Annotated in this window: 23 protein-coding genes and 1 pseudogene; 23 read left to right on the top strand and 1 reads right to left on the bottom strand. The window is 54.5% G+C overall.

The window, feature by feature from the left end:
- The first annotated feature begins 1 nt into the window (after nucleotide 1).
- From C816_RS05140 to C816_RS05240, 22 genes and pseudogenes are all read left to right on the top strand, one after another.
- A complete protein-coding gene (locus C816_RS05140) occupies nucleotides 2-697 on the top strand; it encodes a response regulator transcription factor (RefSeq protein ID WP_016321361.1) in 696 nt (231 codons plus the stop codon).
- 5 nt (nucleotides 698-702) lie between these two features.
- Nucleotides 703-1,791: a sensor histidine kinase gene (locus C816_RS05145; RefSeq protein WP_040654937.1), complete on the top strand. Its 1,089-nt coding sequence runs from the start codon at nucleotides 703-705 to the stop codon at nucleotides 1,789-1,791.
- A 58-nt stretch (nucleotides 1,792-1,849) separates the two neighbouring features.
- Entirely contained in the window at nucleotides 1,850-2,524 is a 675-nt protein-coding gene (locus C816_RS05150) for an ABC transporter ATP-binding protein (protein ID WP_016321363.1), read from the top strand.
- A complete protein-coding gene (locus tag C816_RS05155) occupies nucleotides 2,521-5,013 on the top strand; it encodes an ABC transporter permease (RefSeq protein WP_016321364.1) in 2,493 nt (830 codons plus the stop codon). Before C816_RS05150 ends, C816_RS05155 begins: the two co-directional genes overlap by 4 nt.
- A 375-nt stretch (nucleotides 5,014-5,388) precedes the next feature.
- Nucleotides 5,389-5,787, top strand: coding sequence for an RNA polymerase sigma factor (locus C816_RS05160; protein ID WP_016321365.1), 399 nt, complete (start codon nucleotides 5,389-5,391; stop codon nucleotides 5,785-5,787).
- 114 nt (nucleotides 5,788-5,901) lie between these two features.
- Nucleotides 5,902-6,354: a hypothetical protein gene (locus C816_RS05165; protein WP_016321366.1), complete on the top strand. Its 453-nt coding sequence runs from the start codon at nucleotides 5,902-5,904 to the stop codon at nucleotides 6,352-6,354.
- Nucleotides 6,302-6,823, top strand: a complete 522-nt coding sequence (locus tag C816_RS05170) for a sigma-70 family RNA polymerase sigma factor (protein WP_242832113.1) — start codon at nucleotides 6,302-6,304, stop codon at nucleotides 6,821-6,823. The genes C816_RS05165 and C816_RS05170 overlap by 53 nt, the downstream gene beginning before the upstream one ends.
- Before the next feature lie 5 nt (nucleotides 6,824-6,828).
- On the top strand, nucleotides 6,829-7,098 hold the full coding sequence (locus tag C816_RS05175; RefSeq protein WP_016321368.1) for a DUF3847 domain-containing protein: 270 nt from the start codon (nucleotides 6,829-6,831) through the stop codon (nucleotides 7,096-7,098).
- Between the two features lie 248 nt (nucleotides 7,099-7,346).
- Entirely contained in the window at nucleotides 7,347-8,720 is a 1,374-nt protein-coding gene (mobQ, locus tag C816_RS05180) for a MobQ family relaxase (protein ID WP_016321369.1), read from the top strand.
- Nucleotides 8,717-9,082, top strand: a complete 366-nt coding sequence (locus C816_RS05185) for a cysteine-rich VLP domain-containing protein (protein WP_016321370.1) — start codon at nucleotides 8,717-8,719, stop codon at nucleotides 9,080-9,082. The genes mobQ and C816_RS05185 overlap by 4 nt, the downstream gene beginning before the upstream one ends.
- Before the next feature lie 159 nt (nucleotides 9,083-9,241).
- Nucleotides 9,242-9,940, top strand: coding sequence for a replication initiator protein A (locus C816_RS05190; protein ID WP_016321371.1), 699 nt, complete (start codon nucleotides 9,242-9,244; stop codon nucleotides 9,938-9,940).
- A complete protein-coding gene (locus C816_RS05195; RefSeq protein WP_016321372.1) occupies nucleotides 9,937-10,764 on the top strand; it encodes an ATP-binding protein in 828 nt (275 codons plus the stop codon). Before C816_RS05190 ends, C816_RS05195 begins: the two co-directional genes overlap by 4 nt.
- 12 nt (nucleotides 10,765-10,776) lie before the next feature.
- On the top strand, nucleotides 10,777-10,986 hold the full coding sequence (locus tag C816_RS05200; RefSeq protein WP_016321373.1) for a hypothetical protein: 210 nt from the start codon (nucleotides 10,777-10,779) through the stop codon (nucleotides 10,984-10,986).
- Nucleotides 10,976-12,631: a recombinase family protein gene (locus tag C816_RS05205; RefSeq protein WP_016321374.1), complete on the top strand. Its 1,656-nt coding sequence runs from the start codon at nucleotides 10,976-10,978 to the stop codon at nucleotides 12,629-12,631. The genes C816_RS05200 and C816_RS05205 overlap by 11 nt, the downstream gene beginning before the upstream one ends.
- Nucleotides 12,632-12,725: 94 nt before the next feature.
- Nucleotides 12,726-12,809 (top strand): annotated as a pseudogene (locus tag C816_RS22430) (Maff2 family mobile element protein); the annotation flags it as partial.
- A 70-nt stretch (nucleotides 12,810-12,879) separates the two neighbouring features.
- Nucleotides 12,880-13,743, top strand: coding sequence for a VirB6/TrbL-like conjugal transfer protein, CD1112 family (locus tag C816_RS05210; protein WP_016321375.1), 864 nt, complete (start codon nucleotides 12,880-12,882; stop codon nucleotides 13,741-13,743).
- Between the two features lie 36 nt (nucleotides 13,744-13,779).
- Nucleotides 13,780-14,226 carry a hypothetical protein gene (locus C816_RS05215; protein ID WP_040654644.1) on the top strand — a complete coding sequence of 149 codons (447 nt, stop codon included), beginning with the start codon at nucleotides 13,780-13,782 and terminating at the stop codon, nucleotides 14,224-14,226.
- A gap of 167 nt (nucleotides 14,227-14,393) precedes the next feature.
- Nucleotides 14,394-14,831, top strand: a complete 438-nt coding sequence (locus C816_RS24195) for a PrgI family protein (protein WP_040654646.1) — start codon at nucleotides 14,394-14,396, stop codon at nucleotides 14,829-14,831.
- Entirely contained in the window at nucleotides 14,746-17,145 is a 2,400-nt protein-coding gene (locus tag C816_RS05225) for a VirB4-like conjugal transfer ATPase, CD1110 family (RefSeq protein ID WP_016321377.1), read from the top strand. The genes C816_RS24195 and C816_RS05225 overlap by 86 nt, the downstream gene beginning before the upstream one ends.
- A gap of 41 nt (nucleotides 17,146-17,186) precedes the next feature.
- Complete coding sequence (locus C816_RS05230; RefSeq protein WP_040654939.1) at nucleotides 17,187-19,169, top strand: CHAP domain-containing protein; 1,983 nt, start codon at nucleotides 17,187-17,189, stop codon at nucleotides 19,167-19,169.
- A 22-nt stretch (nucleotides 19,170-19,191) separates the two neighbouring features.
- Nucleotides 19,192-19,443 carry a DUF4315 family protein gene (locus C816_RS05235; protein ID WP_016321379.1) on the top strand — a complete coding sequence of 84 codons (252 nt, stop codon included), beginning with the start codon at nucleotides 19,192-19,194 and terminating at the stop codon, nucleotides 19,441-19,443.
- Complete coding sequence (locus C816_RS05240; RefSeq protein WP_016321380.1) at nucleotides 19,433-20,140, top strand: DUF4366 domain-containing protein; 708 nt, start codon at nucleotides 19,433-19,435, stop codon at nucleotides 20,138-20,140. The genes C816_RS05235 and C816_RS05240 overlap by 11 nt, the downstream gene beginning before the upstream one ends.
- A gap of 39 nt (nucleotides 20,141-20,179) precedes the next feature.
- On the opposite strand, the gene C816_RS22435 is transcribed toward C816_RS05240, so the two are convergent.
- Nucleotides 20,180-21,184, bottom strand: a complete 1,005-nt coding sequence (locus C816_RS22435; RefSeq protein WP_016321381.1) for an RES family NAD+ phosphorylase — start codon at nucleotides 21,182-21,184, stop codon at nucleotides 20,180-20,182.
- Nucleotides 21,185-21,249: 65 nt separating this feature from the next.
- Here C816_RS22435 and C816_RS05245 point away from each other — a divergent pair, with 65 nt between their 5' ends.
- Complete coding sequence (locus C816_RS05245; protein WP_040654648.1) at nucleotides 21,250-23,331, top strand: DNA topoisomerase 3; 2,082 nt, start codon at nucleotides 21,250-21,252, stop codon at nucleotides 23,329-23,331.
- Nucleotides 23,332-23,369: the final 38 nt, after the last annotated feature.

Here is a 23,369-nt window from a genome sequence, read left to right on the forward strand (position 1 = left end):
AATGCACACCGAGGAGGTGTCAAAGCTGAAAGAAAGAATATTGATTGTGGATGATGAACGCGGCATTGTTGACACGATGAAAGCCTACTTTTCTCCACAATATGAAGTTTTGACCGCTTATAGCGGAGAAGAAGCAATACAAAAAGCGGAAATGCAGCCGGATTTAATCTTGCTGGACATCAATATGCCGGGAATAGACGGCCTGACCGTCTGCCAGATCATCCGGGAACACATTGCCTGTCCAATTCTGTTCCTGACGGCCCGTATTGAATCCACTGACAAGATCAACGGCTTTCAGGCTGGGGCCGATGATTATATCGTGAAGCCTGTTGACCTGGACGAACTGGCGGCAAGGATCGCCGCCCATTTGCGGAGGGAGCAGCGGCGGCACAACCAATCCATAGTACGTTTCTTTGGAGAACTTGCAGTTGATTACTCTGCCCGAACTGTGACGATTCATAATGAACCTGTCATACTGTCCAAGCGGGAATTTGATATATTGGAGCTGCTTTCTTTGAACACGGGGCAGGTATTTGACCGGGAACGGATTTATGAAGCGGTATGGGGGATTGACGGGGACGGAAACAGCGATACCGTTATGGAGCATATTCGGAAAATCCGGGCAAAGCTGGCGGCGCATACACTTCATAGCTACATTGAAACAGTTTGGGGGTGTGGTTACAAATGGAACGCCTAAAGAATATGGGTTTGAAGAAGTCATTTTTCTTTCTATCCGTATGGTGCATACTGCTTTCTCTGTTGTTGGTCTTATTGGTGTTTTTCATATGCAGCACGATAAAAAGCGGCTATCCTCCCGGCGGTATCGAAATAGGGTCAGATGGTGTTATAATACCTCTGGAACAGCCGACAACAGCCCAACAACGCGTGATAACCCTGCTGACGTATTTTCAATGGCTGTCCTGCATTATACTCCCTGTCAGCGGCTTAGGAGTTGCCGCCGTCTTATTCTATCGTATCAAGCTGAAAAAGCCGATTAAGCTCTTGCAGGCTGGTACGGAACATATCAGAGCAAACGACCTCGATTTCTCCATTCCGGCAGTATCAACAGACGAACTTGGACAAATTTGTGCGGCCTTTGAAACCATGCGGCTTGAACTCTTGAAAACAAATCAAGCGTTATGGCGGCAGGCCGAGGAACGCAAACGGCTGAATGCCGCATTTGCCCATGATCTGCGAAACCCTATTACAGTCTTGAAAGGCAGCTTGAAATTGCTGCGGAACGGTACGGCGGATGAACAGGCCATTGACCGCCTGGAAAGCTATACTTTAAGAATCGAACAGTATGTAGAGGCTATGAGCAGTATCCAGCGAATAGAGCAGATGCCTGTGCGGGTCAGTGAAGTTGTCGCCCGCACTTTGCGGACGGAGTTGGAGGAAACAGCCAGATTATTTGCCCCTGCTTTGGATATTGCGCTTTCTGTGCCAGACATGGGGGCGCTCCAAATTGACCACGGAATATTCCTGAATGTGGCGGAAAATCTGATTGGAAATGCAGCGCGCTTTGCTCGAACAAAAGTAGAAATCACTCTTGCCATAGAGAAAGACATCCTGTTCCTTTCGGTTGTAGACGATGGCCCCGGCTTTCCTGCTGGACTGATCAAAAGCGGGCCAAAACCTTTTGGGAAAGTGGAAGAAAACTCTGAACATTTTGGCATGGGATTGTATAGCAGCAGCCTCCTGTGTCAAAAGCATGGAGGAAACCTCCGGCTGGAGAACAGTCCAGCCGGTGCGATTACTACCGCATCCATTCAAATAAATTTCAAACCTTGAGCGTTTCTTGAGATTTGTGTTGTAAGCTCTCCTTATCAACGATAAGGAGGGCTTTTTTATGAGAATTGAAGCCAAAGATTTATCCAAAGTTTATGGCAGCGGTGAAAACCAGATCGTCGCTTTAGACAAGGTCAATCTGGAAATTGATGTGAGTGATTTCATTTCCATCATGGGGCCGTCGGGCAGCGGCAAAAGCACACTTCTCCATCTTTTGTCCGGGTTGGACAGGCCGACCTCCGGCACCCTGACTTATGACGGCAAAGACATTTACAGTTTCAGCGATAAGGAACTGTCCAGCTTTCGCCGCCAGCGCATCGGTTTCATCTTCCAGCAATTTAATCTTTTGCCTGTCTTGACGGCAAAAGAGAACATTATCATGCCCCTGCTTCTGGATAAGAAACAGCCGGATGAAGCGTATTTGGAGCAGCTTTCGCAGATGCTTGGCATCCATGACCGCCTGACCCACTTGCCCCACGAACTTTCCGGCGGACAGCAGCAGCGTGTGGCGATTGCCCGTGCGCTGATTGCCCGGCCCGATATTGTCTTTGCAGACGAGCCGACCGGAAATCTGGACAGCAAAAGCGGCAGTGAGGTGATGGAGCTACTGCAAAATATTTGGAAAAAGATGGGGACAAAGCTGGTTGTCATTACCCATGACAGCCGAGTGGCGCAGATGGCCGACCGCCAGTTTGTAATCGTGGATGGCGTTCTTTCGGAGGTGACAGCGAAATGAAGTCCTATCGTGCATTGGCACTCAAAGAAATCAAGGCGCAAAAGATGACCTTTACCCTGATTCTAATTGCCATTGTCCTTTCAACTATGATGACGGCGGTAATTGGACAATCTGCCGGGGTACTGTCTGCCATGCGCCAGCAGCAGGCCATTACTTTGGGTGGCAATCGCTATGCAACATTTTTGCAGATGAATCAAGAACAGGTTGCGGCTTTACAAAATGACTCGCGATTGTCTTTTGTTGGAGAATATGTCACTTTGGGAACAACGGAGCTTAATCCGTCCCTTTCCTTGGGGCTGAATGAATATCAGGAAGATGTTGCCGCAATCTATCCTACAATCTCCCGACTAAAGGAAGGCCGGTTGCCGGAAGCACCTATGGAAATAGCGTTACCGGAGGATGTGCTGCAACACCTCGGTCTTGAAGGTAATTTGGGCGATCCGGTATCACTCTCACTATCAAAGGCCCTCCGTCACAGTATTGAGATTTACTCTTATGATTTTACTGCGGACTTTACATTGGTAGGCATCTTGGAGAGCAATTATCTGAATTATATCTCTGGCGGCGTCACCGGCGTGGTGGGCAAGGGAACGGCAGCAACGCTGTTGCCGGAGAACTATCTCTACTACAATGTGGATATTCGGACAACCGATAAAAATACGTTTCAAGAGACTGTGAATGACCTGATTTCTACACTGGGTGTCCATGAATTGGATACTCTATATAATGTCCCCTATCTGGACGCTTTGGGTATCAGCTATGATGCTGGTGGGTCTGATACATCCAGCCAAGGATTCTCCCTTATGCTGGTAGCGGGGATCATGGTCGGACTGTTGCTTCTGTTGGCGGCGGGATTGGTGATCTATAATATCTTGAAAATCGCAGTAGTACAGCGAATCAAGCAGTACGGAACTTTGCGAGCCATTGGTGGAGAGAAACGACAACTCTATTTCCTTGTGACGGGTCAAGTGCTTTTGCTCTGTGTGATTGGTATTCCGATTGGACTTCTGCTGGGAACTCTGTCAGCAAAAGGAATCCTGACTGCCGCAACCAGCTTGGTTTCTCCAGAAATTTTTTTGGTGCAGAACAGAGATGAATTAAATCTTCTGATTGCAGAAAGCAACTCTGGCAAAGGCATTTTCCTGTTGGCAAGTGCGCTCATTACACTATTTTTTGCGTTTGTAGCAGCCATCCCGGCAGCTCAATATGCCGCAAAAGTATCTCCTACCGTGGCTATGGCGGGACGAAGTATCAAAATCAAACGGAGAAATCGGAAAACGAAGAAAATCCGTAATTTCGAGGCATTTTATGCCCGGCTTAATCTAAAGCGTAACCGTGGACGCACGGCAATTACGATTTTGTCCTTGGTTATGAGCATTACGGTCTTTATCGCATTACAAAGTTTCAGTTCTTTACTGGATGCTTCTTCCGCAATGCCAGATCATCTTGGCGATTACTCGGTTGTAAATGAATACGGCGGCATTTCTTCCAGTGAACTTGCCGCACTGGAGGCAAATGAAAATGTATCCGCTGTGGCAGCAGAGCAGTTTTCACTCTACCCCTTGGATGAACAGTACCACCCCATTGGCATAGAAACCAGCATTACTTTAGGTGTTAGTGAATGCTTTCAAATCGTTGGCTTGAATGACCGCTGGATAGAGGATGAGTTCGCACAGCGCCTATCGCCGGAGCAGATGGAGCAGTTGAAAGCCGGAGAAGGCTGTGTGATACGCAATCCAATTCCCGTACAGGTTGGAGAGGAACAAATTGGCACTACCCAAATCGAGGCAGGCACACACATCACTGTTGCGGGAAAAGAATTTTTGGTATTGTTATCGCTTGATGGGTATGACACTTATTTTAGCGTAGGCAATAACGGATTTACAAACGGTGTTCAAGTCTTGGTTAGTGATCGTCTATACCCTCAACTTACCGGGATTGAGACTTACGCGGAACTGCGGCCAATCCTATCGGCAGATGCTGATCGGGACGCATTTGACGAAGTATTAGACCAGTTATGCCAACGGTTTCCTGGCAGTACAGTTATATCTTATGAGCAGACAGACCGCCAGCTTACAGAGAGTTTCGAGCAAATTCGATTACTGGCCTGGGGACTGATTTTGTTTGTCGCTCTGATTGGTTTGCTGAACATCATCAATACTGTCTATACAAATATCCATACCCGTATTGCGGAAATTGGTATGCAGCGCGCCATTGGTATGAGTACAGAAAGTTTGTTCAAAGTGTTCTTATGGGAAGGAGCCTATTACGGCTTATTTGCGGCAGTGATTGGAAGCGTAGCCGGATATATTTGCACTATTTTCGTAGAGGCCGCAACAACAGATGTTATTCAGTTAGTTACTATTCCCATTATCCCGATTGCAGAGGCAACAGTTTTTGCGATTGGAGCCTGTTTACTGGCAACGTGTATTCCATTGAGAAAAATTAGCAAAATGAGTATTGTGAATTCTATTGAAGCGGTTGAATAAAAGAATTGATCTGCCGGACGACGGCAAAAGAAAAAAAGCCGTCGTACAGCACAACTTGTCACGCTCTGAAATGACGGCTTTTGAGAAATCGAAAGCCGTCATTTTTGTATTCAAAGGCGGTATATAGGAGGATGCCGCTATGCAGATAAAGGTGGATAGGCACTTGTCAAAAAAAGCCTGCCTCCCGTAGCGGCATCCCCTACCCATGTTTGCGAAAATAGTCGTTTTCTGACGGCTCATACTGTTATGTCCCGCGCCCGAATGGTCTTGCACCATGCGGGCGCTTTTCTGTTTCTGGGCCAGCGATGCCAGCCTCGCTGCCGCTCTCCGCCCCCCTCCGTTCAGACCTCAAAAATCTGAACGGAGGAAAGGACGATGGAAATTACCATCAAAATCAACGGGCGGTTCATGTCCGTTGAGGTCAGCGCCGAGGTTGCTGACTATCTGGAACAGGCCAAGCGGAACAATCGGAAACTCTACCGGGAGCGTCAACGGTATTGGGATGGGCGCGAGTGTGACGAGTACATAATCGCTACCGAGGGCCGCTTGCCCTATTGCGCCACCCCGGAAGAATTGGTCTGCCAGCGGGAAACGCTGGATGAAATTCTGGCAGTGCTGGCACTTTGCACCGATACCCAGCGGGAGCGGTTCTTGCTCTATGCGCTGTACGATTTTAATTGTGCCGAGATTGGGGAAATGTGCGGATGCTCGAAACAGGCTGTGCAGTTGAGCATTGAGGCCGTCCGCAAAAAGTTTTTCAAAATCTTTCGGTAAACACCTTGTCGGTAGACCTCCTAAGTGGGCTATAAGGTGAGGGGCATTTGCTCCATCACCGGGAGGGACAAGCAGTTTCGGCTGCTTGTCCCTCCCGTCATTTAGGAGGTCAAAATGAAAGTCATCAATTTGCGGCTCTACTACCCCCACTATGAGCAGGACAAGCTGGTGGAGGTCAGCGAGGAAGTCTTTGACGTGCTGTGCCAGTCTGTCCGGGAGATGCGGAACTATGAGCGCCGCAAACGGTATCACCGGGCCTATTACTCGCTGGACGCTTTCGACTGGATGGAGAACTATGCGCTGGAACACAGCCCCTCCCCGGAGCAGCTTGTCATGCTGGCCGAGGAACGGGCCGAGCATGACCGGCTGGCCGCTGCTTTGCGGGAGGCTCTGGCCTACGCCACCCCCACCCAGGCCCGCCGTCTCTGTGCCTACTACCTGGGCGGGCTGACCCAGCAGCAGATCGCAGACCGGGAGCGCGTCCACAATAGCAACGTGTGTCTGTCTATCCGCCGTGGCCTGTGCAACCTCCGCCGCTACTACGCAGACCACCTCCAAGGAAAGTGAGGGCGGCATGGCAATCATCAATTTACGCAAGCACTACTACCCGCTCTACACAAAGGACACGTTTGTGGAAGTGCCGGACGAGGTTGCCGCCGTTATGGAGGAATGTCGGCTCTACGAGAACCGGCAGGAGGGCCGGAAAAGTTACTATCACGTTTATTCCATAGATTGCAGCCCCGGCATCGAGAACCACGCCATGTTTTTGGTACAGTCCCCGGAGGATTTGATTATTCGGGAAATCGACGAGGCCGCTGAAGAACTGCTGTTGGAGCATTTAGCGGAGGCTATCACTCACCTGTCCCCCACCCAGGCGCGGCGGCTCTATGCCCGGTATGCCTTGAAGAAAAAGTTTCGAGAGATTGCGGCGGACGAGGGCATCAGCGGAAGCTGTGCCTGTGACAGCGTGACCGGCGCACTCAAAAAATTACAGAAGATTTTTGCCAAAAATGGCTGGCTGGAAAAGGAGGATTGACAGCTATGGGCAAGCCCCAGGAGGAACAGGAGGTCGAAAAGAAAATCGGCCAGTTGCGGAACCGACAGAAGATTTTGCTGAACCGAAAACGGAGTGAGGAACACCGGGCGAGGACGCACCGGCTGATTGGCCGAGGCGCTATTTTGGAGGCCGTCTTTCCCGCTGTCGTTGATATGGAGGGTGAGGAAGTCAAGGCATTTTTGATTGCCCTGTCCCGTCTGCCGGGAGCGAGGGAACTTGCAGAAAAACCACCGGAAACTGGGGGTGAGAAGTAATCCCCAGTCCGAATGGCGCACTTATACACCGTCCCGGTGTCGTGCGCCCTGCCGGGGGCTGTTGCGTCCTTCGGACGCGATGGGGGTTGACACCCCCAAACCCCCGCACCCCCGCCAGAAAGTGACACCCGCTGCGCGTCTGTCACTTTCCGGCGGGGCCAATATCCAGCACTGAAAGGAGGTGCGTTTTTACGGCAATTTTTCATTGTCCTATCCAGATAATTCAACGGAGCCAGGGCAAGTCCGCCGTGGCCGCTGCCGCCTACCGGAGCGGTGAAAAGCTGGTGAACGAGTGGGACGGCATGACCCACGACTACACCCGCAAGGGCGGCGTTGTCCATACAGAAATCATGTTGCCCTCTCACGCCCCGCCGGAGTTTGCAGACCGCTCCACTCTCTGGAACAGCGTCGAGCAAATCGAGAAATCCAGCACCGCCCAGCTTGCCAGGGAAATTGAAGTGGCCTTGCCTATTGAACTGTCCAGGGCGGAGCAGCTTGCCCTTGTCCGCTCCTTCGTGAAAGACAATTTTGTTGATGCCGGGATGTGCGCTGACTTCGCCATCCATGACAAGGGAACCGGCAACCCTCACGCTCATATCATGCTCACCATCCGTCCGCTGAAAGAAGATGGGACGTGGGGCGCAAAGTGCCGCAAGGTTTACGATCTGGACGGCCAGGGCCAGCGCATCCCGGACGGCAAAGGCGGCTGGAAAAGCCATCGGGAGGACACCACTGACTGGAACCGGCGGGAGAACGCCGAGAAGTGGAGGGCGGCGTGGGCGGCTTACACCAACCGGGCTTTAGAGGCCGCAGGCAGGCCGGAGCGCATCGACCACCGCAGCTATAAGCGCCAGGGCGTTGATAAAATCCCAAGCGTTCACATGGGGCCTGCCGCCAGCCAGATGGAACATCGGGGCATCCAGACGGAGAAAGGCAATATCAACCGGGAAATCGCCGCTGACAACAAACTGCTGAAAGAAATCAAAGCCCGCATCACCCGCCTTTACAACTGGAGCAAAGAGCAGTCGGCCCAGCCCCATGGCCGGGAGAGTATCATGGATTTTCTTTTTCAGGCGAGGCAGGACACCGCTCCGACTTCCCGCTATGGCAAGGTTAAAGCACTCAAATCGGACGCAAAACTTTTCAATTTTCTGATGGAGAACGGCATCAAATCCATGCCGGAATTGTTTGACAAGGTTGCTGCTATGAACGGCGATTATTACGACTTGCGCGGCAAAATCGTAAAGGCGGAGCGGCGCATTTCCGTCCTGACCGAACGACTGGAAATGTGGGCACAGTATCAGAAATACAAGCCCGTCCGCCAAAAACTGGACAAGGTTGCCCCTGCCAAGCGGGAGCAATTCAAGCAACGGCACAGCGCCGACCTTGCCCTGTTCGATGCCGCCGTTCGCTATCTGGACACGCTGAAAGCCTCTGGCGAGGCCATCACCCCCAAGGCGTGGAGGGCCGAGTCACAAAAGCTGACCGCCGAGAAGGAGGCTGACTATCTGAAAATGCGGGCCATGCGGGAGGACATCAAGGCGGTTGAGACTTTGAAAAAGACCGCCGACCGGCTTGCCAAGGAGGGCCAGGCCCAGCGCAGGGAGGAACAGGAGCGATGAGCGACCGCATACCCCACATGACCTATCCGCAGTTTCGTACCGTTCAGCGGCTGGTACATAGCTGCTGCAACTACCAGGACGGCAACTGCCTCCTGCTGGATGATGGGGAGGAATGTGTCTGCCCGCAGAGCATTTCCTATTCCCTGATCTGCCGCTGGTTCCGGGCCGCTGTCCTGCCGCTGGACGGGGAATTGCACGCCGCCCTGCTACCGGCCCCGGCTGTTGGGCGGCGGCGCTGCCGGGAGTGCAAGCGAATTTTTACCCCGCCCCGGCACAACACTCTGTTCTGCCCTGATTGTGCCACGAAACGGGCCAAGCGGAGCAAAAGGGATTGGGCCAGAAAAAAGAGGGCTGGTGCGTAGAAAAAGTACCCTCTGAAAACCCGCTTATATCAAGGCTTTCAAAGCCGCCCTCGATAGGGGACCTGTATGTTTCCATTCTGAACCCCTAAAACGGCCCTCTAACGGCCCACAAATCGGGAGGTGAACACGATTGCTGACCACATGACAGCAGACACAAAAATGCCGCCTTACCTACCCTTCCCCCGCTTTCTGATGGAGGCGGATTTGGCACTGGCTACCAAGCTGGTCTATGCCGTCCTGCTGGATAGGGCGCAGCTCTCCCAGGCCAACGGCTGGGCCGATGCCAGTGGCCAGATTTACATTGTTTTTCCCATTGTCGAGATTGCCAACGCCATTGACCGCAGCCCCATGACCGTCAAGAACGCATTGAACGAACCGGAGACTGCTGGTTTGATTGAGCGCAGACGGCGGGGCCAGTCCCAGCCGAACCGCATTTTTGTAAAGATACCTGATGGACAGGATATTGTCCGCTTGATGGACAAAAAATTATCCCTCAGACGGACAGAAAATTGTCCTCCTGATGGACAGAAAACTATCCCTTTGATGGACAGAAAATTGTCCACTAATAACCTTACGAGTAACCTGAGTGAATTACCTGATGTGAGAGAGGGCGCGTGCGCCCGCGCGCGAGGCCGTTATGAGAACGTCTTTCTGACCGAGGCGGAGGTTGCCGAGTTGCAGGCCGACTTCCCCACCGTCTGGCAGGAGTACATCGAAAGGCTGTCTGAATATATGGCCTCCACCGGCAAGACTTACAAGAGCCACGCTGCCACCATCCGCCGCTGGGCCAAGGAGGACAGGCGCAAGGGTAAGGGCGGCATATCCGACTATTCGTGCAAGGAGGGCGAAAGCCTATGAGTGACTTTGACAGCATCATCAAGCGTATGACCGTGACCCGGCTGGAACCGGGGGACTACACTGGCGAGGACGGCCTTTTGTACTGTGGGAAGTGCCGTACCCCGAAACAGTTTCGCATGGAGGCCCCGCCGCTGGAGGGCCGCTTGCTCCCCCATCCCTGCCGCTGTGAGCAGGAGAGGCTTGACCGGGAGGCAGCGGAACAGGAAGCGAGGCGTCACCGTCAGGCCGTAGCGGATTTGAAACGCCGAGGCTTTACCGACCCCGCTATGAGGGAGTGGACATTTGCCAACGACAACGGCAAATGCCCGCAGATGAAACACGCCCGTTTCTATGTTGAGCATTGGGACACCATGCAGGAGGAAAACATCGGCTATCTGCTTTGGGGCGGTGTCGGTACTGGCAAAAGCTACTTCGCCGGTTGCATCGCCAACGCCCTGATGGAGCAGGAAGTGGCCGTCCGCATGACGAACTTTGCCCTGATACTCAACGACCTGACCGCCAGCTTTGAGGGACGCAATGAGTACATAAGCCGCCTGTGCCGCGCCCCGCTGCTTATCCTTGACGACTTCGGCATGGAGCGCGGGACGGAGTACGGTTTAGAGCAGGTCTACAACGTGATTGACAGCCGCTACCGCAGCCGCAGGCCGCTGATCGTCACCACCAACCTGTCCCTCCAGGACTTGCAACACCCCCAGGACACCGCCCATGCCCGTATCTATGACCGTCTGTTGGAAATGTGCGCCCCTATCCGTTTTTCGGGAGAGAACTTCCGCAGGGCAACGGCGCAGGACAAGCTGGCACGTTTGAAAAATTTGATGGACTGAAAGGAGCCGCCTATGGCAAAAGCAAAGGAGCCTGTTATTACCGTCAGCACCGTGTTCGCCGGGAGGCAGACCGACAGGCAAGCCTTTATTGACTTAATCATACAGAAAAATGAGATTGTGAAATCACAACTTTCCCTTGACGCCGGACGTGCGGCAGGGTATAATGAAATTACTCCAAAACGCGGCATACACAGCGGGATGGAGGTCAAAAATGAGGACTGACACTGTGTATGCTGAACCCTATCCCCAGGAGGTGAGAGCAGCTATCTATTGCCGCTTGTCCAAGGACGATGATTTGAGCGGCCCCAGCGCAAGCATCCAGAACCAGCGGGAATTGTTGTGCCGCTACTGTGAGGAACAGGGCTGGCGTGTGGCAGGGATTTTCCAGGATGACGGGTACACCGGCCTGAACATGGAGCGCCCCGACTTTCAGAAGATGCTGGCGGCGGTTGAGCGGAAAATGTTCGATGTGGTCTTGACGAAAGACCTCTCCCGGCTGGGCCGGAACTATTTGCAGGTGGGCCAACTGCTGGAAGATTTTTTTCCACGGCAGAAGGTACGGTATATCGCTCTGAACGACGCTGTTGACAGCGAGGTTGAGAATGAGATAACCCCGTTTCGCTCGCTGCTGAACGAGATGTATAGCCGGGATGTGAGCAAGAAAGTCCATTCGTCCTACCTGACAAAAGCTAAGTCCGGCAAGTTTACCGGCTGTCTGGCCCCCTTCGGCTACCGCAAAGACCCGGAGGACAAAAACCATCTTCTCATTGACGAGGATACCGCATGGATCGTCCGCAGGATTTTTGAGTGGGCGAAGAATGGCAGCGGCCCCAACCGCATCCGCCGCAGGCTGGAAGATGAAGAAATCCCCTGCCCCGCATGGTGGAACCGGCAAAAGGGATTGCGCGACCATGTAACCAAGTTTGAACGGGAGAACCCGGAGCGAGGCCGGTTTATCTGGGACTTCACTGCTATCCAGGGTATTCTGGCAAACCCGGTCTACATCGGCGCGATTGCCTCTCAAAAGGTCAATTACCGTTTCAAAATCGGCTGGATGGGCGACAAGAAGCGGGAGGACTGGATTATCGTTGAGGGGATGCACGAGGCCATCATTGACCGGGATACTTACGACATTGTGCAGGAGAAAGTCAAGAGCCGGAAGCGCCCGGACGCATGGGGGAATTTCAGTCTGTTCGCCGGTCTGGTAAAGTGCGGACAGTGCGGCAGCACCCTGAACATCCGCCGGGCCAATCAGAAAGGCAACGAACGGATTTACACCTGTTCCCGCTACAACAAGTATGGCGTGGCCCACTGTACCCAGCACCGCATCAAGTATAATACACTCTACAACATCGTGCTGGAACAGATTAGAGCCTGTGCGAGAAAGGCCCTTGCCGATGAACAAGAGGCAGCGGCCCAGCTCCGGGAGAACTGCCAGGCGGACGAGCAGGCCGAGCGCGAGGCCATCCAGCGGAGCATTGACGAGGACAGCGAACGCATCACCGCTCTGGAACGTATCATCAGCCGGGTCTATGAGGACATGATTGCCCAGCGCATCAGCGAGGACAATTTCAACCGCATCCTGGAGAACAGCCAGACGGAGCAGGCCACGCTGAAAAACCGTGTCATGCTGAACCGGGAACGGCTGGCCCAGCAGACCCAGGAGCAGGAGGACAGCACACGCTGGCTGGAAATCATCAAGGACTATGCGGACATTCAAGAGCTGGACGCTGTGACGCTGAACAGGCTTGTTCAGAAAATCGTCATTCACGAGGACATAGACGGCGAGACTGTTCGCCAGACTGTGGAAATCCATTTCAATTTCAACGATAAGGCGGATAAACGCAGGATTATCCGCGAGAAATAACTGAATACCGCAACATTAGGCCCGGATAGTAGAGGAACCGGGGTGATGCTGACCGAGGATGCCGCCGCCCGCCGTGGGCTGTTTCACCAATTTTGGAATGAAACAGCTTGTCGCCGGTGGAGGCGTGGCCCTGATCGGCATTACCCTGGTTCCCCTGCTGTCCGGCCTGCTGGGCTGATGCTTCCCGCTAAATCCCCTTGCGGCCTCCCGCCCCCGGCGGGGGCCGCGGGAAAGGAGGTGCTTGACCCATGATACTTGACTGGCTGGAAGAATGGTTCAAGGGTGTGCTGATCGACGGCATCACCAGCAACCTCACCGGCCTTTTTGACACGGTGAACGGAAAAGTGGGCGAGATCGCCGCCGACGTGGGAGCCACACCGCAGGACTGGAACAGCGGCGTGTTCAATATGCTCCGCAATCTGTCGGAAACGGTGATCGTCCCCATCGCCGGGGCTATCCTCGCCCTTATCATGTGCTACGAGCTGATACAGTTGATCGCGGAACGGAACAGTATGCACGACATGGACAGTTGGATGCTGTTCCGCTGGGTGTTCAAATCCGCTGCCGCTATCATTCTCGTGTCCAATACCTGGAACATCGTCATGGGCGTGTTCGACCTGACCCAAAGCGTCGTCAATCAGAGCGCCGGGGTGATTATCGGCAATACCAGCATTGACATTACCAGCGTTGTCACCGACCTGGACACCCGGCTTTCGGCTATGGACATCGGCGGTCTGCTGGGGCTGTGGTTCCAGTCCCTTTTCGTGGGGCTGACGATGAATATTCTCTCCATCTGCATCATGCTCGTGGTCTACGGGAGAATGATTGAAATATATCTCGTGACCTCGCTGGGGCCTATCCCCCTCGCCACCATCGGCAACAGCGAATGGCGGGGCATGGGGCAGGGCTACTTGAAATCCCTGTTCGCCCTGGGCTTCCAAGCGTTCCTGATTATGGTGGTGACGGGCATCTACGCCGTCCTGGTGCAGAGCATCGCCCTCTCCGACGACGTTTCCGGGGCGATATGGGGCTGTATGGGCTATACGGTGCTGCTGTGCTTCTGCCTGTTCAAGACCGGGAGCATTGCAAAAGCTGTTTTCGCTTCGCATTAAGTATGTTATAATACATTAAAGGAGACGGATAGAAATATGAGTATCAAATCGTTTATTTCAGCAGCTAAAATGTTGTACGCAGAGGGCTTTTATGAAGAAGCTCTTTGCCTAACTTGCAATGCGATAGATGCGTGTTCGGCACTCACATATCCAAATAAGGGGGTAACAAACAGATATAAACTATTTTTGAAAACGCATTTTCGCACAATTTCCGAAATGGGATTTCCAGGTATTTCGGCAAGTGGAATTAGAATTAAAGTAAATGCCAAAATTCCAGAATTGAAAACTGACAATGATGGCTTTGTTGACATGGAGCAAATCATTTATCATGTTGTGCGGTGTGGTTTGGTACATAGTTGCAGCATAAATACTTCAATAATTTTTACAGAGCAGACCATGATTGGTGATTGGAACGCAGATAAATTTTATCTTCCCAAGGCCCTTGTTTGGGGACTAATTGCAGCAGTAGAACAAGATATATAAAATTTGGAGCTGTAAAAAAACTCCCTATTCTCCAAAAGCACTTTTTCTAAAAGTTAAAGAAATTCCGCAGAAGGTCTCATTCAGAAAACCTTCTGCGGAATTTCACTACCCTGGATTTTCAAGTTTTCGAGTTTTTTTACAGCCCCATTCCATTTGGAGGTGATTTTATGGCCTATGTGTCCGTCCCCAAGGACTTGACCCATGTAAAAAGCAAAATGCTGTTCGGCCTGACGAAACGGCAGATCGTATGCTTCGGCGCGGCGCTCCTGATGGGCTTGCCGCTCTTTTTTATGCTCCGGGGCAGCGTTCCCACCAGCGCCGCCGCCCTGGTGATGATCTTCGCCATGCTCCCTGGCCTGCTGTTCGGGCTGTACGAGAAGCACGGCCAGCCGTTGGAGGTGGTGATCGGGCAGATCGTCCGCAACCGCTTCACTATGCCGAAAGTCCGGCCCTATCAGACCAATAACCTTTACGCCGTGTTGGAGCGGCAGCGTCAAATGGAAATGGAGGTAAAAGCGGTTGTCCAGAAAGCAAAACGGCGGCAGGCCGGTAAAGCTGTCCCGCTCCGAAAAGCGGGAAATTCAGGCCATCATCCGCAGGTATAAGGGCGACGGCAAGCCCCATACCGCCCAAGAGAGCATCCCCTACGAGGTCATGTATCAGGACGGCGTTTGCAGGCTGAACCAGCGTTCTTTCTCCAAGTGCATTGAGTTTTCCGATACCAATTACCAGCTTGCCCAGCCGGACGACCGCACGGCCACCTTTGAATACCTCTGCGACCTCTATAACTATGTGGACGCCTCCATCCATGTCCAGTTTTCCTTTGTCAACCGCAGGACAGACCCGGCGCAGTACGCCCGCAGCTTCGAGATCGCCCCGCAGGGGGACGACTTCGACGACATCCGGGCCGAGTACACCGGCATCTTACAGCGGCAGTTGACGAGGGGCAACAACGGCATTGTCAAGACCAAGTATCTGACGTTCACCGTCGAGGCGGACAGCCTGAAAGCGGTGCGGGCGAGGCTGGAACGCATTGAAACCGACCTGCTGGGCTACTTCAAAATGATGGGAGCTGCCGCCCGTGTGCTGGACGGGGCCGAACGGCTGGAAGTGCTGCATGGCGTTTTCCACCCGGACGGCGAATTGTTCCGCTTCGACTGGAAATGGCTTCCCACGGCGGGGCTGTCCACCAAGGACTTCATCGCCCCGTCCTCCCTCCGCTTCGGCAACAGCCGGGTATTCGGCATCAGCGGCAAGTACGGCGCGGTGAGCTTTCTGCAAATCCTGGCCCCGGAGCTGTCCGACGAAATGCTGGCGGATTTCCTCAATACGGAAAACGGCATCGTCGTCAACCTCCATGTGCAGGCCATTGAGCAGACCGAGGCCATCAAGCGGGTAAAGCGGAAGATTACCGACCTGGACGCCATGAAGATACAGGAGCAGAAAAAGGCGGTGCGCTCCGGCTACGACATGGACATCCTGCCCTCCGACCTTGCCACCTACGGCACAGACGCCAAGCAGCTTTTGTCCAAATTGCAGACCCGGAACGAGCGCCTTTTCATGGTGACGTTCCTTGTTCTGAACATGGCCGACACCCAGCGGAAGTTGAGCAACGAGGTATTCCGGGCCGCTGGCGTGGCGCAGAAATATAACTGTGCCCTGGTGCGGCTGGACGACCAGCAGGAGCAGGGCTTGATGTCCTCTCTCCCCCTGGGGCAGAACCATATCAACATCCAGCGGGGCCTTACCACGTCCAGCTCCGCTATCTTCGTCCCCTTTGTGACGCAGGAGCTTTTTCAGGGCGGCGGGGCCATGTACTACGGCGTCAACGCCAAGACCCACAACATGATAATGCTGGACAGGAAACGGGCGCGGTGTCCCAACGGGCTAAAGCTGGGTACGCCCGGCAGCGGCAAGTCCATGTCCTGCAAGTCCGAGATCGTCAGCGTGTTCCTCACCACCCCGGACGATATTTTTGTTTGCGACCCGGAGGCCGAGTATTTTCCCCTGGTACAGCGGCTTCATGGGCAGGTCATCAAGCTGTCCCCCACCAGCAAAGACTATGTGAACCCGTTGGACATCAACCTGAATTACAGCGAGGACGAAAACCCGCTGGCGCTGAAAAGCGACTTCGTGCTGTCGTTCTGCGAGCTGGTGATGGGCGGCAAGAACGGTTTGGAGCCTATCGAAAAGACAGTGATCGACCGGGCCGTGCAGGTGATCTACCGGCCCTACCTGGCAGACCCCTCCCCGGAGAAGATGCCTGTCCTCTCCGACCTCCACACCGCCCTGACCGCCCAGCATATCCCGGAGGCCGACCGTGTGGCGCAGGCCCTTGACCTCTATGTGTCCGGCAGCCTGAATGTCTTTAACCACAGGACGAATGTGGACATTGAGAACCGGCTTGTGTGCTTCGACATCAAGGATTTGGGCAAGCAGTTGAAGAAATTGGGGATGCTCATTGTCCAAGATCAGATTTGGGGCCGCGTTACCGCCAACCGCAGCATGGGAAAGGCGACTTGGTATTTTGCCGACGAGTTCCATTTGCTTCTGAAAGAAGAACAGACGGCGGCATATTCCGCTGAAATCTGGAAGCGTTTCAGGAAATGGGGCGGCATCCCCACCGGGGCCACGCAGAACGTGAAAGACCTGCTTTCCTCCCCGGAAATCGAAAATATCCTGGAAAACAGCGACTTCATTACCCTGCTCAATCAGGCCAGCGGCGACCGCAGGATTTTGGCCGAACGGCTGAACCTGTCCCCCGACCACCAGAAGTACATCGACAACTCCGAGCCGGGGGCCGGGCTTCTGATTTTTGAGAATGTCATTCTGCCCTTTACCAACCCTATCCCCAGCAATACCGAGCTGTATAAAATTATGACGACCCGGCTTTCCGAGGTAGTGGAGGGCGGCGCATGAGCAGAAAGCACCTGAAACCCCGTGACAAGGTGACACAGCGCATGACCCGTGACGGCGTGGTGCTGGAAAATCAGACTACCGGCGAGGAAATCAATATCTCTGACCGGGAGGCGGAACAGGACTTCACTCCCGCCGGGGCCACTGGCAGGGCCGAAAAGGTGCTGGAACGGGCCGACCAAGTACGGGAGCGCCGGGCCGGGAAGCGGACGGCGAAACAGGCCGGGCAGGTGGAGGCCGACACCGGCCCCCGCCCCTCCGCCCGCCTGCAATTCTCCGAGGAAGAACGCTCCACGCCGGAGCTGAAGAAGTACATCCGCAAGTCCGACCAGCGGGCTGACCGTCTGGATGCGGCAAGGGCCGCTATTCCAAAAGAAACCGTCAAAATCAAGGAAAAAGTCTTTGACGAGGCCAGCGGCAGGGCGAAAACCCGTGTGCGCCGGGAAACGAGGGACAAGCCGCCGACCGCCATGAAGCCCAACCCGGCCAGCCGCCCCGTTCAGGAGGTCTTATTGTTCACCCACGGCAAAATCCATGAGGTGGAGCATGAGAATGTGGGCGTGGAGGGCGGTCACAAGGGGGAGGAATTGGCCGAGCGGCAGGCGGGCCGGGCCGTCCGCGGCGCAATCCGCCGCCACCGCATGAAGCCCTACCGGGAGCTGTCCAAGGCCGAGCGTTTGGCGGAAAAGGCCAACATCGAATATTTTTATCAAAAGGCCCTCCATGACGATCCCCAGCTTGCACAAGCGGCCAGCAACCCCATTTCCCGGTTCTGGCAGAAGCGGCAGATCAAGCAGCAGTATGTCAAGGCGGCGAGGGCGGCGGGCCAGACGGCGGCGCATGGGGCCGGAGCCGCGCAGGGAACAGCGAAAGCGGCCAAGTCCCCCGGCAAAGCCGCAAAAGAGGCTGTCAAGGAGAGCGAACGGCTGGCTTCCTTTGCCGTCCGGCACTGGAAAGGCTGTCTTGTGGCCCTGGCCCTGCTGATTATGACGGCGTTCCTGATGGGCGGTTTACAGTCCTGTTCCTCCATCATTGGCGGCTTCGGTTCCGGCTTCACGGCCACCTCCTACCTCTCCGACGACGCAGACCTGATCGCCGTGGAAAACGCCTATGTGGGCATGGAGAACGACTTACAGCGGCAGATCGACAACATCCCCAGCACCTACCCCGGCTACGACGAATACCGCTACGATCTGGACGAGATCATGCACAACCCCCACGAATTGGCCTCTTTCCTGACCTCCATATTGCCGCGCTATACGCTGGCGGAGGTTCAGACGGAGTTACAGCGGGTATTCGGCAAGCAGTACACCCTTACCACCACAACGACAGTTGAAGTCCGCTACCGCACGGAAACCCGGACGGACAGCGAGGGCAACAGCTACACCGTCCAAGTCCCCTATAACTATTACATCCTAAATGTGAAGCTGACCGCCCGCTCTATCGTGTCCATCGCCCCGGAGCTGTTGACGCCGGAGCAGTTGGAAATGTTCAACATCTATCTGCAAACCAGCGGCAACAATCCGCTGGTGTTCGGCGGCGGTTCCCCTGACATCAGCGCGTCCGAGGACATCAGCGGCGTTCACTTCGTCAACGGGACAAGGCCGGGCAATACCGCTGTGGTGGACATTGCGAAATCGCAGGTGGGGAATGTGAACGGCCAGCCCTATTGGAGCTGGTACGGCTTTGACAGCCGGGTAGCCTGGTGCGCCTGCTTTGTGTCCTGGTGCTACAATCAGGCGGGGCTTTCGGAGCCGAGATTTTCCGGCTGCACGACCGGGGGCATGGCCTGGTTCCAGTCACGAGGCCAGTGGGCCAACCGGGGGTACAGTGACATCGCCCCTGGCGACGCAATTTTCTTCGATTGGGACAACAGCGGCAACGCCGACCATGTGGGCATCGTGATCGGCACGGACGGTACGAACGTCTACACTGTGGAGGGCAACAGCGGAAACGCCTGCAAGATCAAGAGTTATCCCCTGAACAGCAGCGTTATCCGGGGCTATGGCCTGATGAATTGGGACTAAAAATTGGAAAGGAGTTTTGACTATGGCGAACAAACTTGACCGCATCGAAAAGGACATCCAGAAAGTGAAGTCCAAGATTGCGGAGTACAACAAACAGCTTCGGGAGCTGGAGGGGCAGAAAACCGAGCAGGAGAATTTGCAGATCATCCAGCTTGTCCGGGGCATGAACATGACGGGGGAGGAATTTGCGGCGTTCCTGCGGGGCGGGGCCTTGCAGACCGCCCCCACCCTGACGCCCTATCACGAAAAGGAGGACACCGGCCATGAGGAATAAGATCATTTCCCGTTTTCTCTCTGTCATTTTGGCTGTGGGCCTGTCTGCCGCCATGTTCACCACAACGGCCTTTGCCGGGGGCGGCGACGAGGAAGGGGAGGTCATACCCACCCAGCCGACCGGGGAAGTGGTGTCCACGCCTGCCCCCACGCCCCTGACCCCGGAGGGCAATCTATCCCTGGTGGACGACATCGACGGCGAGGTGTCCGAGGATAAACAGTTTATCACCGTCGTTTCCAAGACCGGCAATTATTTTTACATCATCATCGACCGGGCCGGGGACGGCGAGAACACGGTGCATTTTCTCAATCAGGTGGACGAGGCTGACTTGCTGGCGCTGATGGAGGTGGAGGAAGAACCGCCCGCCGTCTGTTCCTGCACAGTGAAATGTGAGACCGGGGCCGTCAATACCGCCTGCCCTGTCTGCGCCAACAATATGACCGCCTGCGCCGGGAAAGCACCGGAACCGCAGGAGCCGGAAGAACCCGAACCCCCGGCCAAGGAGAACAAGGGCGGCATGGGCGGTCTGCTGGTGCTGCTGATCGTGGCCCTAGCTGGCGGCGGCGGGACGCTGTACTACTTCAAGCTCCGCAAGCCCAAGGCCGATGTGTCCGGCAGTTCCGACCTGTCCGAATACGACTTCGACGACGAGGACGAGCCGGAGGATGAAGAAATGGAGGACGAGGAAGTGGAGTAAGAATAAGCGGCCCCGGAATAAAATCCGAGGCCGCTATATCTATTCTTCGCTTTGAGGAATAGACATCGGAAGAATGCAGGTAGAATTTCCGAGCAGATCATTGACCTGATGCAATGCGGAGTTGCAAATCCGATATTTCCTGCTGGGTGACACATCGAAAAGAACATAATTCGTTCCATCAGGGTTTAGTGAGCTACGAAAAGATAATCCGTCAAACATAGCTTGTCCATCTGGCTTTTTCATGTGTTTGATATACTCGCTGATATACTGTGTTGCTAAATAGTACGATTTTCCGCCATAATTTGGTGCAGCAAAACATTTAGATATTTCATCATAATCAATACAAGAAAGCCAGTTTTTTCCCTCACTATCCATTTCTATTGGTTTTACAAAACTATAAATGTTTATATCCTCAACAACTTCGATTTGTGCCACGCTAATATATTGTGTTGGAACAGGGCGAACCTCCAAAATTGCAGTTCTTATATCTTCTGCTGTATATAGATAACTAATGCCATCAGGATTAATTCTACCGGGGGCTGGTCGTCCTGGGGGTGGAGCATCAGACCCATCTTTGTCATATCCCCAAAATGATGGCTTGGAGTAGTGTTCTACGATTGGCTGATATGCTTTCTCCAATTCGCAAAATTCATTTGGGTGCTGGCTAAAATAGGCAGATAATTTTAGCCACTCTGTCATCCCCTCCATTCCCGCATTTTCGTCAAAGGTCGGTACGAATTTTTTTATAAGTAAAACGCATTCGTCCATTAGTGGTTTCAAAAAGTTACTTTCTCGTTCCTTATCAATCAAACGGCATCGAAACAATTTTGTCCCTCGCTTTATTGTCAAGGTAGAGATGTCAGATAAGGATTGAATAGTTTCTATTAGTTTACTATCCGTGAAAAATCTATTGGAGAGACGCAATTCTTTATCCAATTCGTAGAGCAGTTTGCCGGTTTCCTCTTGTTTCCAAAATTGTAAAAATAAAATTGCGTACGCAAATTCTTCATTATTGAAATCAAAAGTATTTTGTTGGTCGTTCATGTGCATAACCCTTTCACCGAATTAGCACTCATTATAACAAAAAAGGCTATATTTTTCAAGGAGGTATCCATTTGAAATTAGTTATTGCGGAAAAACCCAGCGTGGCCCGGAGCATCGCCGCCGTGATTGGCGCGACCGACCGGCAGGAGGGCTACTTGCAGGGCAACGGCTACCTGGTGTCCTGGTGCATCGGGCATCTGATGTCCTTTGCCGACGCCGGGATGTACGACAAGCGTTTCAGGAAGTGGCGCTATGAGGATTTGCCCATCATCCCGGAAAACTGGCGGCTGACCGTCCCCCCGGACAAGCGGGAGCGGTTCGACACCCTGCGGACGCTGCTTCGCTCCGAGGAAGTGAGCGAGGTTATCAACGCCTGCGACGCCGGGCGGGAGGGCGAATTGATCTTCCGCACGGTCTACCACCTGGCGGGCTGTACCAAGCCCATGAAGCGGCTGTGGATTTCCAGCATGGAGGACAGCGCCATCCGGGAGGGCTTCGCCCACCTGAAACCGGGCTGGGACTATGACCCCCTGCATCAATCGGCGCTGTGCCGGGCCAAGGCGGACTGGCTGATTGGCATTAACGCCACCCGGCTTTTCTCTGTGCTGTACCACAAGCCCCTGACCGTGGGCCGCGTCCAGACCCCCACCCTGAAAATGCTGGCGGACAGGGACGCCAAGATCACCGGCTTCCAGAAAGAGAAATATCACATCGTCCATATCGCCGGGGGCGGCATGGAGGCGGCAAGCGACCGTTTCCCTGACACTGCCGAGGCGGAGAGCGTCAAGACGGCCTGCATGGGAGCGCGGGCCGTCTGCGCTTCCATCCAGCGGGAGAAGAAAACAGAACAGCCCCCTAAGCTCTACGACCTCACCACCTTGCAGCGGAAGGCCAACCGGCTTTTCGGCTTCACGGCCAAACAGACCCTTGACTACGCCCAAACGCTGTATGAAAAGCGCCTGCTGACCTATCCCCGGACGGACAGCCGCTTCCTCTCCGACGACATGGAGCAGACGGCGGCGGGCATCGTGGCCGGTATCATCCCCATTCTCCCGTTCATGGAGGGAGCGGCGTTCTCCCCGGAGATCCGCCGCGTCCTGAACAGCGCCAAGGTGAGCGACCACCACGCCATCATCCCCACGGCGGAGTTCGTAAAACAGGGCTTTTCCGGGCTGGCAGACAGCGAAAGGAAACTGCTGTCCCTGGTGTGCTGTAAGCTGCTGTGCGCCGTTGCCCCGGCCCATGAGTATGAGGCCGTCACCGCCGTTTTCACCTGCGCCGGGCAGGAGTTCACCGCCAAGGGCAAGACCATCCTGGCCGCTGGCTGGAAAGACATCGACCGCCGCTTCCGGGCCTCCCTGAAAACCGACGCCGACGAGGACGGCGAGGCCGCGCCGGAGCTGCCCGCCATCACCGAGGGGCAGGTTTTCGAGGATGTGGCCGCTTCCGTCACCGAGCATTTCACGTCGCCCCCCAAGCCCTACACCGAAGATACCCTGCTGTCGGCTATGGAGCGGGCCGGGGCCGAGGATATGCCTGATGACGCCGAGCGCAAGGGCCTGGGTACGCCCGCCACCCGCGCTTCCATTCTGGAAAAGCTGGTGCAGATGGGCTTTGTCCAGCGCAAGGGAAAGCAGCTTCTTCCCACCAAGGACGGCATCAACCTGGCGGCGGTTCTGCCGGAAACACTGACCTCCCCGGCCCTCACCGCCGAATGGGAAAGCCGCCTGTCCGAGATCGCCAAGGGGGAGGCCGACCCAGACGAGTTCATGGCTGGTATCGAGGCGCAGGCCCGCGGCCTGGTGACGGCCTACGCCCGCGTCAGCGAGGACAAGCAGAAATTGTTTCAGACCGAGCGTGTGGCCGTTGGGACGTGTCCCCGGTGCGGCGAAACCGTCTACGAGGGGAAGAAAAACTACTACTGCGGCAACCGGGCCTGTCAGTTCGTCATGTGGAAGAACGACCGCTTTTTTGAGGAAAGGAAAAAGGCGTTCACTCCGAAGATCGCCGCCGCCCTGCTCAAACATGGAAAGGTGAAGATCAAGGGCCTGTTCTCCCCCAAGACCGGCAAGACCTACGACGGCACGGTGCTTCTGGCCGATACCGGCGGCAAGTATGTCAATTTCCGCATGGAGCGGAAGAAATAATCGGATAAATACATCATTTCCCCCGTCCGGCAGGGCGG

Source organism: Oscillibacter sp. 1-3, from assembly GCF_000403435.2.
In the GTDB taxonomy this organism is placed as follows: Bacteria; Bacillota; Clostridia; order Oscillospirales; family Oscillospiraceae; genus Oscillibacter.

Coding starts and splice junctions, on each gene's coding strand:
- C816_RS05190 (WP_016321371.1), top strand. CDS start 9,242: ATGCCGCCTTACCTACCCTTCCCCCGCTTTCTGATGGAGGCGGATTTG.
- C816_RS05165 (WP_016321366.1), top strand. CDS start 5,902: ATGAAAGTCATCAATTTGCGGCTCTACTACCCCCACTATGAGCAGGAC.
- C816_RS05205 (WP_016321374.1), top strand. CDS start 10,976: ATGAGGACTGACACTGTGTATGCTGAACCCTATCCCCAGGAGGTGAGA.
- C816_RS05155 (WP_016321364.1), top strand. CDS start 2,521: ATGAAGTCCTATCGTGCATTGGCACTCAAAGAAATCAAGGCGCAAAAG.
- C816_RS05200 (WP_016321373.1), top strand. CDS start 10,777: ATGGCAAAAGCAAAGGAGCCTGTTATTACCGTCAGCACCGTGTTCGCC.
- C816_RS05140 (WP_016321361.1), top strand. CDS start 2: ATGCACACCGAGGAGGTGTCAAAGCTGAAAGAAAGAATATTGATTGTG.
- C816_RS24195 (WP_040654646.1), top strand. CDS start 14,394: ATGGCCTATGTGTCCGTCCCCAAGGACTTGACCCATGTAAAAAGCAAA.
- C816_RS22435 (WP_016321381.1), bottom strand. CDS start 21,184: ATGAACGACCAACAAAATACTTTTGATTTCAATAATGAAGAATTTGCG.
- C816_RS05235 (WP_016321379.1), top strand. CDS start 19,192: ATGGCGAACAAACTTGACCGCATCGAAAAGGACATCCAGAAAGTGAAG.
- C816_RS05145 (WP_040654937.1), top strand. CDS start 703: ATGGGTTTGAAGAAGTCATTTTTCTTTCTATCCGTATGGTGCATACTG.
- C816_RS05230 (WP_040654939.1), top strand. CDS start 17,187: ATGACCCGTGACGGCGTGGTGCTGGAAAATCAGACTACCGGCGAGGAA.
- C816_RS05215 (WP_040654644.1), top strand. CDS start 13,780: ATGAGTATCAAATCGTTTATTTCAGCAGCTAAAATGTTGTACGCAGAG.
- C816_RS05195 (WP_016321372.1), top strand. CDS start 9,937: ATGAGTGACTTTGACAGCATCATCAAGCGTATGACCGTGACCCGGCTG.
- C816_RS05175 (WP_016321368.1), top strand. CDS start 6,829: ATGGGCAAGCCCCAGGAGGAACAGGAGGTCGAAAAGAAAATCGGCCAG.
- C816_RS05160 (WP_016321365.1), top strand. CDS start 5,389: ATGGAAATTACCATCAAAATCAACGGGCGGTTCATGTCCGTTGAGGTC.
- C816_RS05150 (WP_016321363.1), top strand. CDS start 1,850: ATGAGAATTGAAGCCAAAGATTTATCCAAAGTTTATGGCAGCGGTGAA.
- C816_RS05240 (WP_016321380.1), top strand. CDS start 19,433: ATGAGGAATAAGATCATTTCCCGTTTTCTCTCTGTCATTTTGGCTGTG.
- C816_RS05210 (WP_016321375.1), top strand. CDS start 12,880: ATGATACTTGACTGGCTGGAAGAATGGTTCAAGGGTGTGCTGATCGAC.
- C816_RS05185 (WP_016321370.1), top strand. CDS start 8,717: ATGAGCGACCGCATACCCCACATGACCTATCCGCAGTTTCGTACCGTT.